Raw genomic sequence first — 13,560 nt, forward strand, 5'->3', positions numbered from 1 at the left:
TCAGTCCTGCCAACTAGACAGACTGAATCACTGGTATCTCTGAGTCGCAACCGCGGCCTTTTTCAACGGAATCGGCCATGAACGGACATCTCAGCTTGCCCGGATCTCGTTCGTTCGGCCCGCCTTCAAAATGAGCGTGGCCCCTCTTCTACGACAGGCATTGCGCCAGCGAGAGGCGCGCTCGACGACTCATCGGATCGCTGCTCCTGAGCTCCGACGCGCCGCAAACACACCATACAACGGAGTTATTCAAAATCGCGCCGCAACGGCAACTTGGGACTGACGTCTGATGATGCATCTTTCAGGGCCTCCAAATCTCGGCCCACACCATGGAGAGACAAAATGGCGATGCTCGATTGGAACGACTACCGAAGCCAAATCCTCGCCCGCGTCGGAGAGATCGGCAAGCTCTCACCAGACACCGTCAAGGGCTACATGGCGCTTGGCGGGGCCGGCGCAAAGACCGGACACCTTGATGCCAAGTCGCGCGAGTTGATCGCGCTTGCGGTCGCGATCACGCTGCGCTGCGACGGCTGTATCACCGTTCACACCGCAGCAGCGAAGAAGCTCGGCGCCACGAAGGAGGAGATTGCCGAAGCCTTGGGCGTTGGCATCAGCGTCAACGCCGGCGCAGCCTTGGTGTACTCGACCCGCACACTTGACGCGTTCGATATTACCGCTTGAAGCGTCGGCAGTGTCGGTCGTGCTTCGCCCGTCCGCGATGCACGGCCGCTTGCCCCCGGCTGGTTCTGACATTGTCGGCAACATTGGAATGCCGAGCAGAGTTGCTGCAAGCCGCACCGGCTCTCCGAGAAGGTGGCACCGGGCTCAGAGCGCCCTGAAAACCATGGCCTGTGTTCCGAAATCCGTGAGCAGGGTCACTGTTTCAGCGAGCAAGTCATGAGACTGTCGCCAAGACAAGATGTTTGCTGCGATGCAGTTTCTTGGAGATGCACCCATGAACGTCATCATTCAGAAGCTCAATGGGCTATGGCACCTGATCGTCGGGTCGTGCCAGATCCGGACGCCATTCCTGGAGACTCAGGATCGAGAGTTGGTTGTTACGTATGCTCGGCGAGCGTACCCGGGGGCCAAGATTTTCGAGCGCTGTTGAGACAAGAGTTGCGCCTCGAGGGATGCAGTCTCTTTGTACGGGATTGGCGGCATCGCTGAAACGGCAGCCGTTGGCGGCAAAGCGGACATTCCAAGGGTAGGAACTTCCTAGGGCATGATCCGGAAAAATGTGGAACGGTTTTTTTCGCGACAAACGCGGAACGCGTTTGCGCGGAGATCGTGCTCAAACAACAACCCAGAGCGCGATGACGATTCATCCCGATCTCATCACGCTTTAGCCCTTCGCCTGACCTGCTCGCGATCATCCTGCGCCACAAACGCAAGCGTGGATAATTCGGCAATTGCCGCACCACGCATCGCCTCGAGACGGATCACTTGCGCTCGACAAGAAGGGGCCGCGCGCGAATGATCGTCTGATTTCGTTCAGATTAACCGCCCAGTAGCGTTGCCATCTGACGTCGATCGATGAGGTTGGGGTCTTGCGGCAATTGATGACCGTCCAATTCGGCGAGTTTTGCCGCTATATGCGGTCTAGCGACGACTTCCTGAGGCAACGCAAGGCACATCGCAATTTCAATGATGCCACGGAGGACGTCCGCGTCTTGGGATGATGCAAAAAGGAGCTTGGCCATGACTGGGTTGGGTGCGGGGACCGGCATGCCCTCTTCCAGTGCGCTCATTTCAGCGATCCGCGCGCGGTCCGCGGCGATCTGGTTTCGATAAAACGGGCCGACTTGGCTCTCGGTCTCAGCGTCGTATGCCCGGGAGAACGCTTCGGGATCGTCGATGTATCGGCGGGCAATATTGCGGAGTACCTGTGCGTGCAAAAGGCCAACGCTCAAGCCCCTTCCGGCAGATGGGTTGGTACACGCCCATGCATCACCTACAGCGGCGAATCCGGTGATCACGGGCTGACCATCGACGACAAACCGTCGGTACCGGTCGATAACTCCCGCCATCAGAAGAACGGGCGTTATTGGCTCGCCATCGAGCCAATGGGCGTGCCGCGGGCACGCGGAGACGACGCGATGGAATGTCGTCGTATCACGCAAGGCTCGCATCGCCTTGTTCTTCGCCGAGGTATACAAAGTAATTGACCAAGTATCATTGTCCCCGTCCAAGGTAAGGATCGAGAACAAGCCCATCGGCGTGAGCGCGCGGCCCATCCTGCGGGGCCGCTGCTGCCCGGAGAAATATCGTGTAAAATAAGCGAAGTTGCTGTCTTCGGCTTCCTCAATCGGGCTGCGGGCTCCCGCGCTGACGATCCAATCGCAAGCCAGGCTTCGCCGTCCCATGGCGTCGACTACCAGATCAGCGCGAATTTCTTCTCCGGATGTAGTACGTACCCCAGCAACGTGCGGCACACCGGGAACCGCCGAAGCGCCCGTAATCAATTCGCAAATCTTGGTCCCCCGACGAATACTCACGTTAGGCGCGGCTTGCGCCATTGCAGCCACGGCCCATTCTACGATGGGCCTCCGACCAGTGACGAAGGGTATGGTCTCGTCGCCCGGACGCGGCGTCCGGTCCGTTATGGACGGCGGAAGGGATCGGCTGTCGAGATAGTCCACCCAAACGCAGCCGGCTCGAAGCAGATCATCCGTCAAGCCCGGCAATTCCTGATCGCTGATCATCCGAAATCGCGAACTGAGATTATGAGGTTGCCTGAATTGGGCAACTCCGGGGCGTTCCCAGGAATCCCATCCCTCGGCAGATGCAATAGGTTGACCTGCAGAGTCAGCCTCTAGGACTGTGACGTCGTGGCCGTCGCGGCCAAGCATCATCGCTGCGCATAATCCAATCACACCTCCACCGCAAACCAGGATTTTGCTCATCGCCCTCTCCCTAGAGCTCGGTCAACCGCGGAAACGGGCGGAATCCTCATCGTCTTGCCACACGGCGAAACGACAACGACACCCACTCACGCAGGCAGGACTGACTCAAGACATAGGTCTATGCGGCGAACCGGAGGTTCAAAGCCCTCGTCCGCTTGCCTTCGGAGCCTGGTGTCACAGGCGACGTCTCATTGGTCGCCTATGGGGCAAAACCGGCGATCAGCGCAATCATCGCATTATGTCCGATCTCCCGTACGTTAGTTGTTCGGCCCAGAGCCAAAAAGGAAACGTTGGTCAGACTCTTCTTTGCGTTTCAGAACTGATGGTAACGCAAACTGCGCCAGCCGCGCCTTGCCGCCACAACTGGCATCGCCCCAGAGATCAGCGGCGAGACGGCCATCAGGGCGTTCCCACTGAAGGCCGTGTTGTATCTCTTGCGGGTGGGATGTTCAGCCAACCGGTCCGGGGATCCAATAGTCGCCGGCAAGCGGGCTAACTCTTACGCTGGAAATTACCCCGAGCTGCAGGCTTGGATCGAAATGGCGCATCGTCCGCTCATTGAGGTCAATGATGCGGCCTGGCCTTAGTGGTCCCACGTCATTTATCTTGACGATGACTTTCTTGCCCACGGCCTCGACGAGGGCATACTTCGGCCTCACGCCAAATTGGACCCCACCAAATTTCTGACGCAGGCTCGTCTTGATGGCAGCCGCCCAAACGGAGGGATCATAACGCTCGCCGGAGGCTGTGTTCGGACCGCCCTCCTCCTTGCCGGGCTTGAATGGATTATACATGGATGCTGCGCCAACGATCGCATTTCCACAGGCGGCATTGACTACAGCGCTTGAGTGAACTCCACCCGATTCACTTCGGGCAACGGTGACGGAAACGGCAAGCGCAACCACGGCGCCGCAAATTGCGGCGCTCGAGCGGAACACCATCATAACTCCTTTGATTTTCTCGATCGTCCGGTTCCCCGATGCCGCAAAACATGGTCAAGCGAACGCGGAGCGTTCACGAACTTGCGCCGATATTTTGCGGATTCGTGCCAACTCTGGCGGCGGAACCGTTGCGGGAACCAGGGTGGTTCCTCGCACATTGTTTTAAGTTCTCACCGACTAAGACAGAGAATGCGTCAGCAGCATGACTGAATGGAACCTGGCGTGCAATGCCGCGTCGAGCCCTTCAGCGAAGCAATCGAGTCCGCGCGGCGATGCGCCTGTTTTGCTGATTTGCACGACGTAGGAATGTCTTACGCCGCGCAAGGTCATCTCCCGCCGGCGACGGTCGTTCTACTTTGCATGGGGTTGTTTTCGATGTTTTGGTGGGAAGCGTCTCGATGAACCGTCTCACCCGCTCTTCCGTTGCCGCGCACTCGCCAGCAACACCAGCATGAACGACGCTGCCGTCATCAGCGTCGAGATCGCGGCAATGGTCGGATCGATCTCGTCGCGGAGTGCGGTGAACATGCGCTTGGTCAGCGGCTGGTACTGACCACCCGAGATGAAAAGCGCGATGATGGTCTCGTCCATCGCCGAGATGAAGGCGAAGATCGCGCCTGCCACCACGCTGGACTTGATCTGCGGCAGCGTCACCACGAAGAAGCTGCGCAGACGGTTCATACCGAGGCTGCGCGCGACCATCTCCTGCGCGGGATCGAAGCTTTGCAGACCCGCGAGCACGGAGATGACGACGTAAGGCAGGCCCAGCATCACGTTGGCGAGCACGAGACCCGGCAGCGTCGCGACCAGCCCGACCCTTGCATAGATGAAGAAGATGCCGACCGCGGTGATGATGATCGGCACCACGAGTGGCAAGAGCAGCCCCATGTGGATCATGCGCATGATGCGCAGCTTCGACTGGCTGATCGCGTAGGCCGCGGCGACGCCGAGCGGGGTGGCAATCACGACCGTGAAGGCCGCGACGATCAGCGTCACCTGCGTCGCCTGCATCCAGGCGGGGTTCGAGAAATATTGCTGGTACCAGCGCAACGACAGCGAAGGCGGCGGGAACGTCAGGAAGCGCGCGCTGGAGAACGAGATCGGCACGATGATCAGGACCGGCAGGATAAGATAGATCAGCACCAGCGCGCAGGCCGCGATCAAGGCGATCCGGGCGGGCGAGACTGTTCTCATTTCTGCCCCAACACGCGATCGAGCGAGACGAAACGGCTGACAACGAAGAAGATCAGGAGCACGCTGAGCAGAAGGACCACGGCGACCGCGCTGGCCGCGCCGAACTGGTTGTAGAGCTCGACATTGCGGCTCACCAGCATCGACACCATCACCGTGCGTCCGCCGCCGAGCAGTTCCGGCGTGATGTAGAAACCGAGGCAGAGCACGAACACCATGGTCGAGCCGGCGAGCACGCCCGGCAGCGACAGCGGCAGGAAGACGCGGAAGAAGGTGAGCGCCGGGCTTGCACCCAGGCTGGCGCCGGCCTGCATCAGATCGCTCGGAATCTTCTGCATGGTGGCGTAGAGCGGCAGCACCATGAAAGGCAAGAGGATGTGCACCGTCGCAACCACCGTGCCGAAAGTGTTGTGGACGAGCGCAAGTGGCTCACCGATCACGTCGAGGTAGCGCAGGAGCTGATTGATCACACCGGTGCGCTGGAGCAGCGCGAGCCAGGCATAGGCGCGCACCAGCACGCTGGTCCAGAACGGCAGTACGACGAGCGCCAGGATGACGACGCTCCATGCCTTCGGCACCGCGTTCGCGGCATAGGCCACGGGATAACCCAGCACGAGCGCGAGCACCGTCACCAGCAGGCTGATCTCGAAGGTCAGTGCGAAGCTGCGCCAGTAGATATCCTCGGTGAAGATGCGGCGATAATGCTCGAGCGTGAATCCGTCGTGATAGATCGACTGCCAGGCGAGCCATCCGACCGGCAGCACGATCAGCAGAAGGATGACGAGCAGCGCCGGCGACACCAGGGCCAGCATCAGGCCGTCTTCACGGCGTTGATGTCTGAGCGAAGGATCTGGTTTTGATGTCGTCAACGCTGCCTCGCTGGTTCACTTCTGCATGAACGCGGCCCAGCGCTTCTCGGCCGCCTCGCCCGCCGGCGACGACCACCAGGCGTAAGACATCAGTGCCTGCTTCGCTGCGTTCGCGGGCTCGCTCGGCAATTGCGCAGCGCGCTCCGGCTTGATCACGCCGGTGTCGAACGCCTTCGGGTTGCCCGGGCCGTAGTCGATGTTCAGCGGCAAATTGGCCTGATGCACGGGATCGACGGCCTCGTTGAGGAACTTCACGGCCGTCTCGAGATTCGGCGCTCCCTTGAGAATGCAGAGCGAGGTGCTCTGCAAAATGCCCTGGTTGTAGGTAAAGGCGACCTTGGCGCCTTCCTTGGCGACCGCGCTGACGCGGCCATTCCAGGCCATCTCCATGTCGACCTCACCGTCATTGAGAAGCTGCGCCGACTGCGCGCCGGAGGTCCACCACACCGTGATGTTCGGCTTGATCTCTTCCAGCTTCTTGAAGGCGCGCTCGACGTCGAGTGGATAGAGCTTGTCGGGAGCGACGCCGTCGGCCATCAGCGCGGCTTCCAGCGTTGCGATGGGGTGGTTGCGGAGCGCGCGGCGCCCGGGGAATTTCTTGACGTCCCAGAAATCGGCCCAGCTATTGGGCGCATCCTTCGGGAACGTCTTCTGGCTGAAGGCGAGGACGCTGGAATAGAACTCGTAGGACACCGAATAGGCATTGCGATAGGCCTCAGGCATCGCGGCAGCATTCGGGATCTTGGAGAAGTCGAGCTTCTCGATCAGCCCCTGCTCGCCGCCGCGCAGGCAATAGCCGGTCGGCGTGTCCACCACGTCCCAGATCGGCTTACCGCTGCCGACCTGCGTCTTGATCGCGGGCCAGGCGTCGGGAATGGAATCCTGGTTGATGGTGATGCCGAGCTTCTTGGCGGAGGGATCGAGGATCGCCACCGTCTGCGCCTGCTGATAGGCGCCGCCTTGCGAGACGAAGGTGATCTGCTCACCGGCACCGGCCGCCGTGCTAGCCAGTCCAAACGCACCGAGCGATGCGCCCAGGACCGCGTGTCCAAAACTGAAGCCCAATTTCGTCATCCTCGCCTCCTCTGTCGTCAAAAGAAACTCACTGCCCGATCGCATCCAGCAACTGATACCAGCCGGCGACCATGCGCACGGCGGGCTCGCGGAGCGAATAGAACGGAATGAATTTGAGACGTCTCGCATCGAGCAGCCCGACATCAGGCTTTTCGCGGCGGACGAAGGCCGCGAGATAGCGGCCCATCAGGCTCGACATCGCCACACCCGCGCCATTGTAGCCCATCGCGAATAGCGTGCGCTCGTCGAGGCGGCCGATATGCGGCACCGAGTCCAGCGTCATTCCGACGAGGCCCGACCATTTGAACGCGAGCGGCACGTCCACGAGATCAGGGAATATTCCGACCATCGCCTTGCGCAGCGCCTCAAATGCGGCTTCCGAATCCTGCTTGCCGAAGGCGCCGCGGCCACCAAAAATCACGCGATTGTCGACCATGCGGAACCAGCGCATCATGCGCTTGGTCTCGGTGTAGGTGCGGCCCGTCGGCATCAGCCGTCCCGCGAGATTGCGCGGCAACCGGTCGGTCGCGATGATCGCGCTGCGGAACGGGATCAGTGTGTGCTGCAGGTGCCGCGTCGCATCCGTCAGGTCGGAATAACTGTTGGTGGCGATGATCGCCTGCTTTGCGCGCACCGTGCCTTGCGGCGTCTCGGCGACGAGACCGCCCTGCTCGCGCCTAAGCTTTAGCACCGGCGTATCCTGGAAGATGGAAACGCCGCGACGCGCGATGCCCTCGGCGAGGCCACGCACATAGTTGAGCGGATGGATCCCGCCGGAGCCGGGATTGAGCACGCCTCCCACGAAGACATCGGAGCCGGTTTCATCACGCACCTCGCGCTTGTCGAGGATACGGACCTCAGCATCGCCCATCTCGCGCTTCATCCAGTCGGCCTCGTCGATCGCCGCCCGGAGTGTCGTCTCGTTGTGTGCGGCCTTGACCTGGCCGGTGCGCGTCAACGCCGCACTGGTGATGCCGAATTCGGAGACCAGTTCCTCGACAATATCGGTCGATTCATGCGCGATCTCGTACATGCGCTTGGCCATCGCGCGGCCATGCGCGGCGTCGACCTCGCGAAACGACAGGCGGAATTTTGCGGTGATCACGCCGCCATTGCGGCCACTCGCGCCCCAGCCGGGGCGGTTCGCCTCCAGCACGATCGGCGACAGACCGCTCTTGGCGATGTGGTGCGCCGCGGACAGGCCGGTGTAGCCCGCGCCGATGATCACCACATCCGCCTGATGCTCGCCCGACAGGACCGGAAACTCGTGAGCAGGCTCCGCCGTGCTCGCCCATAGCGAGTTGGCGGATGGCTGCGCGATCCAGTTCCCTGTCATGCGTCCACTCATGCTCACGCAGCGCCGACGGCGGCGTCGGCGAAGGCCTTCATCGTGGGAAAATGGAAGTCGGGCTTGGTCAGGGTCGGCACTTCCGGCGTTCCGCCGAAACCGGCGAGACCCTGGCGCCGCTCGATCCAGCACACCTTGTAGCCGAGCTTCCGCGCGATCCCGATGTCGTGATACTGGCTCTGCGCGACGTGCAGGATGTCCGACTGCTTGTAGCCGAACGCCGACTGCCGGCCCTTGTTGTAGGCGAAGAATTCCGGATTAGGCTTTGCAACGCCGGTGTCGTCGGCACAGACGGTGTCGTCGAAGGGATTGCCGAGCGCATGCGCGTAGCAGGACAGCGCGACGCGATCTGCGTTGGTCATCGCAACCAGGCGGAATTTTGTGCGCAGACGCTTCAACGCTTCAACCGAATCCGCGAACGGTGCCCAACGCAGCACCGCGAGCTGGAACACATCGCAGGATGCGTCGTCGGCCGGAAGACCCAGCTCCTTGGCGAGATAGCGATAGACGTGAAACATCACCTCGCTGGAACGTTCGGGATTCGCATCGCGGCCGCGCTTGTAGGAGGCGAAGATCTTGTCGTCGCTGAGTTCGGCCGGCGTCTTGCCCGAGATTCTGCGCACCGCCGACAGCACGCCGGTCTCGAAATCGATCAAGGTGCCGACGACGTCGAAGGTGAGGACCTTGAAATTGCTGAACGGGGCTTGGGACGACATTGGGCTTCTTCTCTTTGGTTGGAGCAAGGCTGGAGCTAGTCCACCCTCGGCACGACGATGGTGTCCTCGGGATGAAGGGTGACGGTGAGATTGCCGCCGACTGGCGGAATGCGGCGATAGGCTTCGTGATGGGCCGGCTGGCGCAGGCTGAGCGCAGCGCCGTCGGCGAGGCCGAGAAAGATGCGCAGGCTCTCGCCCTGGTAGACGATGTCGGTGACGCTGCCGGTCAACCGGTTGCGGGTCCCATCGCCTGCGCCGTCGTCAATCAAGAGCTTTTCGCTGTGCACTGCGAGCATCAGCGCATCGCCCGGTGGGATAGTCCGGGCGCTGCGCAGCACGAAATTGCCGAGCGCGACGCTGCATGAATCAACGCGACGGACGGGCAAGAGAGTGGCTTCGCCGATGAAGCTCGCGACGAAGGAGTCCGCGGGGTGATCGTGCAGGTGCGCGGGCTCGTCGATCTGGATCAGCTTGCCGTCCTTCATCACGGCGACACGGTCGCTCATGGTCAGCGCCTCGCGCTGGTCATGCGTGACGTAGATGATGGTGGCGCCGATGCGCTTGTGCAGCGCACGCAGCTCGATCTGCATGGATTCGCGGAGCTGCTTGTCGAGCGCTGAGAGCGGCTCGTCCATCAGGATCAGGCGCGGCTCGAAAATCATCGCGCGCGCCAGCGCCACGCGCTGGCGCTGGCCGCCGGAGAGCTGCGCGGTGCCGCGATGCTCGTAACCGGACAGCCCCACCATGGCGAGCGCGGCTCGCACCCTGTCGGGCCAGGTCGATTTCGGCAGGCGGCGGGCGCGCAAGGGGAAGGCGACGTTCTCGCCGACACTCATGTGCGGGAACAGCGCGTAGTTCTGGAACACCACACCGATGTCGCGCTTGTGCGGCGGCATGTAGGTGACGTCGCGGCCGCCGAAATGGATCGAGCCGCTCGATGGCAGGATGAAGCCACCGAGGATTCCAAGCAGCGTGGTCTTGCCGGAGCCGGACGGGCCGAGCAGCGAGACGAACTCGCCGGCGCCGACATTGAGCGACACGTCATCAAGGGCGCGAACCGCGCCGTAAGCCTTGCTTGCGGACCTGATTTCGACGCTTTCCGCTCGTTTGTCCAACGATCGACCCTCGTCACGCCCCTGGGCGGCGCGCCTCACTGCACGCCATAAGCTTGCTTTATATACAGACCGGAGATCAGCTTGCGATTGCAGCATCATGAGCACGCAATCTTCTCTTACAAGCCTTGTCTTTAGCCTGTCATGCCAATGACACCAGACTTGGCAAAACTCGGCAATTGCCAAATTCTTACCGGTCGCATAACATCAAGTTATGCCCGAGCTCCGCCGGATGCTGCCCTCCTCCAATGCCCTGTTCGTCTTCGACGCAGCTGCGCGCAACGGCAGCTTCACCGCGGCAGCGGCGGAGTTGAACGTCACGCAGCCGGCGGTGAGCCGGATGCTCGGCCAGTTCGAGGAGCACCTCGGCGTCCGCCTGTTCGACCGCAAGGCGGGGCGCGCGGTGCTTACCGAGGAAGGCGAACTGCTGTACCGCCGCGTGCTCGAAGGCTTTCGCAGCATCGAGACCGGGTTGATCGAGATCGAGCGGCGGCGCAAGGGTACCGAGACGGTCACGCTCTCCGTCTCTTCCGCCTTCACCACGCATTGGCTGATGCCGCGTATCGACAAACTGCAGCGGCATTTTCCTCAAGTTGACCTTCGCTTCCAGCTGATCTCAGGCGCGCTGCGGGGACCGGTCGAGAATGTCGATCTCGGCATGCGCTTTCGCGACCGCGAGGAGCCTCACTCCGGCGGCACGCTGGTGATGAAGGAAGTCATGTTGCCAGTGTGCAGCCCCGGTTACATGAGCGAGGCGGAGGCCGCGGAGGGCAACACCGTGATCCGGCTCGCCGAGACGCCGGGCGACTGGGCGGCGGACTATCCAAAGTTTCTCACCAAGCGCCGCGGCCCGGCCAAGGCGCTGAGCTTCACCGACTATGCCGTCGTGGTACAGGCCGCTCTGCTCGGCCAGGGCATCGCGCTCGGTTGGCTGACCGTCGCCTCGCATTGGCTGCTCACCGGCGCACTGGTGCCGGCGTCCGATGCGCTCACGACCACGCGCCGCATTTGCGAATTCCTGCCGCCGCGCAACCGGCCGATGCGGCCTCTTGCCGCCGAGATCCGCGACTGGATCATCGCGCAGATGCGCAGCGAGATCGCGGCAATCGACCAGTTGTATCCCAAGCTCGATCTGATGGCCGCCTGCTATTGAGCGGGTGTCAACGCGGCGCAGTAGCGGTCGGGAAGATGATCGCCGATCCCAGGCGGCAGGACGACGGAGAGATCGCCGAGCGTATCCCTCCGCGCATTCTCCGAGAAACCCAAGAAGAGATTGCGGAGCCGTTCACCCACCCCGGCGTCTGCCTCCGGCTCGTCCGAGCCGAAAGCGGGCTTTGCCGTATCGGCGCTGAACTTGCTACCCGAGGCGCAGCCCAGATAGCCGCCGACGTGGTGAAATCCGAGCAGCGGCGGGGGCACTGTGGGAACGATATCAGCACCGTGGACCAGACGGTAGCTCGTCGCTCCGAACGTGATGTTGTAGGGTGCGACGAAGTCGGCCCGGCCGACGCGCGGACAGCCGAATAGATAGATCTGAGCGTTGCCAAGTTGAAGCTCCCGGCGGGCGAAATCCGCAGTGACCACCGCGATCGCGGCGCCCAGACTGTGTCCGGTGATGAAGACCGGCGAACCACTGTCGCGTGCGGCCGCAAGCGCCCCCTTCGCGTCGTTCCAGACGGCCGCCGCCGCATCGCGAAAACCCTGGTGCACAGCCGCCTGCGGCCGGCCCAGCGTGAAGTCGCTGACCCAGTTCAAAAGATGGAGGGGATCCGTACCCGCGAAGGCCACGATGGTCGCATCGTCTCTTTTGACGATGACTCCTCTCGTATCCGTCATCGGTAGCGTCGATACCGCGGGCTTGCTCAACACCCTGACTTCAGAGAGCTGCAAGAGCTTGGAAACGGAGGCGATCGTCGCAGGTACGTGGGTCTCGTAGGCAAGCTGCGACATCCACATCATCGCGCGCGCGGTGCCGAGATTGAAGGTATCGGACGTGTTGAAACCGGAGAAGGCGGCCCGATCATATTGCTCAGGCGGACGCTCGACCAAGAAGCTCATGTTCGGCTCCTATAAATGGCCTGTGGCTGCAATGCGTCGATCGAAATGCAATGCAGCCACTCTGACACAAAAAGGAACCGGAGACAATCTCTGCGAGCAAAAGCAACAACTCTCGCTACGAAAGAAATGCGACAGCCGAACGTCCCTATTGATGCTCAATCGCCCTGATCGCGCCGCGCAGCTCGGCGAGGCCGCGGAGGCGGCCGATCGCGGTGTAGCCGGGATTGGTGCGCTTGGTCGCAGCGAGATCATCAAGCATGCGATGACCGTGGTCGGGGCGGAATACGATCTGCTTGTCGGGCGCGCGCCGCGCGTTCTCCTTCAGGAGCCGCTTGAGCACGGCGACCATGTCGACGTCGCCATCGAGATGATCGGATTCGTAGAAGGACAGACCGTCGTCCTCACGCTTGGTCGCACGCAAATGCGCGAACGCGATGCGCGGGCCGAAGCGCTCGGCCATTGCCGGCAGGTTGTTGTCGGCGCGCACGCCGAGCGAGCCCGTGCACAGGCAGATGCCGTTGGCTTTCGACGGCACGGCGTCAAACAGCGCCTGATAGTCGTCGGCCGTGGAGGCGACGCGGGGCAGGCCAAACAGGGGGCGCGGCGGATCGTCCGGGTGTAGTGTCAGGGATACGCCGAGCTGCTCCGCCACTGGCGCGACGTGTGCGAGGAATTCGGCGAGATGCTGGCGCAGGATCTCTGGTGTGATGTCGCGGTACTGCTCGAGCCGGTCGCGGAATTGCGGAAGGGTCATCGGCTCGGTGGTCGAACCCGGAAGCGCGCTCGCGATCACCATGACGAGATAGTCGATGTCAGCCTGGCTCATCTGCTCGAAGAGTTTCTTCGCACGGGCTTGCTGCTCAGGCGAATACTCCTGGAACGCGGCGGGACGCTTGAGGATGTGCAACTCGAACGCGGCAAAGCGATCCCCGTCGAAGCGCATGGCACGCGCGCCGTTCGGCAGCTCCCATTCGAGATCGGTGCGGCACCAGTCGACCACCGGCATGAAATTGTAGCAGATGATCTTGATGCCGGCGGCAGCGACCGCCTCCAGGCTCGCGATCCACGCCTCGATGGAGCGGGTTGCCTTAGCCCCGAGCCGCTTGACGTCGTCGGGGATCGGGATTGACTCCACGACCGACCAGGTCAGTTGCGAGCGGCCAGGCTGCCCCTTCTCGATGAAATTCTTGCGTTCCTCGACGCCTTTGCGCGTCCAGGCCTCGCCGATCGCCACCTGATGCAGCGCCGAGACGATATCCGTCGCACCAGCCTGCCTGACATCATCGAGCGACACGGGATCATCGGGCCCGTACCAGCGCCATCCCTGCAGCATCATGACATT

At 62.1% G+C, this 13,560-nt stretch carries 12 protein-coding genes; 2 read left to right on the forward strand and 10 right to left on the reverse strand.

The window, feature by feature from the left end; all coding sequences use genetic code 11:
- Positions 1-342: 342 nt before the first annotated feature.
- Positions 343-684 carry a carboxymuconolactone decarboxylase family protein gene (locus SO139_RS38115; RefSeq protein ID WP_449383842.1) on the forward strand — a complete coding sequence of 114 codons (342 nt, stop codon included), beginning with the start codon at positions 343-345 and terminating at the stop codon, positions 682-684.
- Positions 685-1,502: 818 nt separating this feature from the next.
- On the opposite strand, the gene SO139_RS38120 is transcribed toward SO139_RS38115, so the two are convergent.
- From SO139_RS38120 to SO139_RS38155, 8 genes are all read right to left on the reverse strand, one after another.
- Positions 1,503-2,909, reverse strand: a complete 1,407-nt coding sequence (locus SO139_RS38120) for an FAD-dependent oxidoreductase (RefSeq protein WP_498541641.1) — start codon at positions 2,907-2,909, stop codon at positions 1,503-1,505.
- A gap of 449 nt (positions 2,910-3,358) precedes the next feature.
- Positions 3,359-3,853, reverse strand: coding sequence for an RlpA-like double-psi beta-barrel domain-containing protein (locus SO139_RS38125; RefSeq protein ID WP_449383844.1), 495 nt, complete (start codon positions 3,851-3,853; stop codon positions 3,359-3,361).
- Positions 3,854-4,258: 405 nt separating this feature from the next.
- Positions 4,259-5,044, reverse strand: coding sequence for an ABC transporter permease (locus tag SO139_RS38130; RefSeq protein ID WP_449383845.1), 786 nt, complete (start codon positions 5,042-5,044; stop codon positions 4,259-4,261).
- Complete coding sequence (locus tag SO139_RS38135) at positions 5,041-5,853, reverse strand: ABC transporter permease (protein WP_449383846.1); 813 nt, start codon at positions 5,851-5,853, stop codon at positions 5,041-5,043. The genes SO139_RS38130 and SO139_RS38135 overlap by 4 nt, the downstream gene beginning before the upstream one ends.
- Positions 5,854-5,925: 72 nt before the next feature.
- Positions 5,926-6,984, reverse strand: a complete 1,059-nt coding sequence (locus SO139_RS38140) for an ABC transporter substrate-binding protein (protein WP_449383847.1) — start codon at positions 6,982-6,984, stop codon at positions 5,926-5,928.
- 28 nt (positions 6,985-7,012) lie between these two features.
- On the reverse strand, positions 7,013-8,320 hold the full coding sequence (locus tag SO139_RS38145) for an NAD(P)/FAD-dependent oxidoreductase (protein WP_449383848.1): 1,308 nt from the start codon (positions 8,318-8,320) through the stop codon (positions 7,013-7,015).
- Positions 8,321-8,334: 14 nt separating this feature from the next.
- Positions 8,335-9,048 carry an HAD family hydrolase gene (locus tag SO139_RS38150; protein ID WP_449383849.1) on the reverse strand — a complete coding sequence of 238 codons (714 nt, stop codon included), beginning with the start codon at positions 9,046-9,048 and terminating at the stop codon, positions 8,335-8,337.
- 35 nt (positions 9,049-9,083) lie between these two features.
- Positions 9,084-10,163 (reverse strand): ABC transporter ATP-binding protein, encoded by a 1,080-nt coding sequence (locus SO139_RS38155; protein ID WP_449383850.1) that lies wholly within the window; start codon positions 10,161-10,163, stop codon positions 9,084-9,086.
- A 211-nt stretch (positions 10,164-10,374) separates the two neighbouring features.
- On the opposite strand from SO139_RS38155, the gene SO139_RS38160 reads away from it, so the two are divergent.
- Entirely contained in the window at positions 10,375-11,313 is a 939-nt protein-coding gene (locus SO139_RS38160) for a LysR family transcriptional regulator (protein ID WP_449383851.1), read from the forward strand.
- Here SO139_RS38160 and SO139_RS38165 read toward each other — a convergent pair.
- Both SO139_RS38165 and uxuA read right to left on the reverse strand, forming a co-directional pair.
- Entirely contained in the window at positions 11,307-12,218 is a 912-nt protein-coding gene (locus SO139_RS38165) for a lipase family protein (protein WP_449383852.1), read from the reverse strand. The genes SO139_RS38160 and SO139_RS38165 overlap by 7 nt on opposite strands.
- A 145-nt stretch (positions 12,219-12,363) precedes the next feature.
- The gene (gene uxuA, locus SO139_RS38170) at positions 12,364-13,554 is read right to left on the reverse strand and encodes a mannonate dehydratase (protein ID WP_449383853.1); all 1,191 of its coding nucleotides are present in this window, start codon (positions 13,552-13,554) and stop codon (positions 12,364-12,366) included.
- Between the last annotated feature and the right edge of the window lie 6 nt (positions 13,555-13,560).

Source organism: Bradyrhizobium sp. UFLA05-89, from assembly GCF_059803475.1.

Excerpts from the sequence above, each read along its gene's own strand:
- SO139_RS38120 (WP_498541641.1), bottom strand. The coding sequence starts at position 2,909 with ATGAGCAAAATCCTGGTTTGCGGTGGAGGTGTGATTGGATTATGCGCA.
- SO139_RS38150 (WP_449383849.1), bottom strand. The coding sequence starts at position 9,048 with ATGTCGTCCCAAGCCCCGTTCAGCAATTTCAAGGTCCTCACCTTCGAC.
- SO139_RS38140 (WP_449383847.1), bottom strand. The coding sequence starts at position 6,984 with ATGACGAAATTGGGCTTCAGTTTTGGACACGCGGTCCTGGGCGCATCG.
- SO139_RS38160 (WP_449383851.1), top strand. The coding sequence starts at position 10,375 with ATGCCCGAGCTCCGCCGGATGCTGCCCTCCTCCAATGCCCTGTTCGTC.
- SO139_RS38115 (WP_449383842.1), top strand. The coding sequence starts at position 343 with ATGGCGATGCTCGATTGGAACGACTACCGAAGCCAAATCCTCGCCCGC.
- uxuA (WP_449383853.1), bottom strand. The coding sequence starts at position 13,554 with ATGATGCTGCAGGGATGGCGCTGGTACGGGCCCGATGATCCCGTGTCG.
- SO139_RS38135 (WP_449383846.1), bottom strand. The coding sequence starts at position 5,853 with ATGCTGGCCCTGGTGTCGCCGGCGCTGCTCGTCATCCTTCTGCTGATC.
- SO139_RS38125 (WP_449383844.1), bottom strand. The coding sequence starts at position 3,853 with ATGATGGTGTTCCGCTCGAGCGCCGCAATTTGCGGCGCCGTGGTTGCG.
- SO139_RS38165 (WP_449383852.1), bottom strand. The coding sequence starts at position 12,218 with ATGAGCTTCTTGGTCGAGCGTCCGCCTGAGCAATATGATCGGGCCGCC.
- SO139_RS38130 (WP_449383845.1), bottom strand. The coding sequence starts at position 5,044 with ATGAGAACAGTCTCGCCCGCCCGGATCGCCTTGATCGCGGCCTGCGCG.
- SO139_RS38145 (WP_449383848.1), bottom strand. The coding sequence starts at position 8,320 with ATGACAGGGAACTGGATCGCGCAGCCATCCGCCAACTCGCTATGGGCG.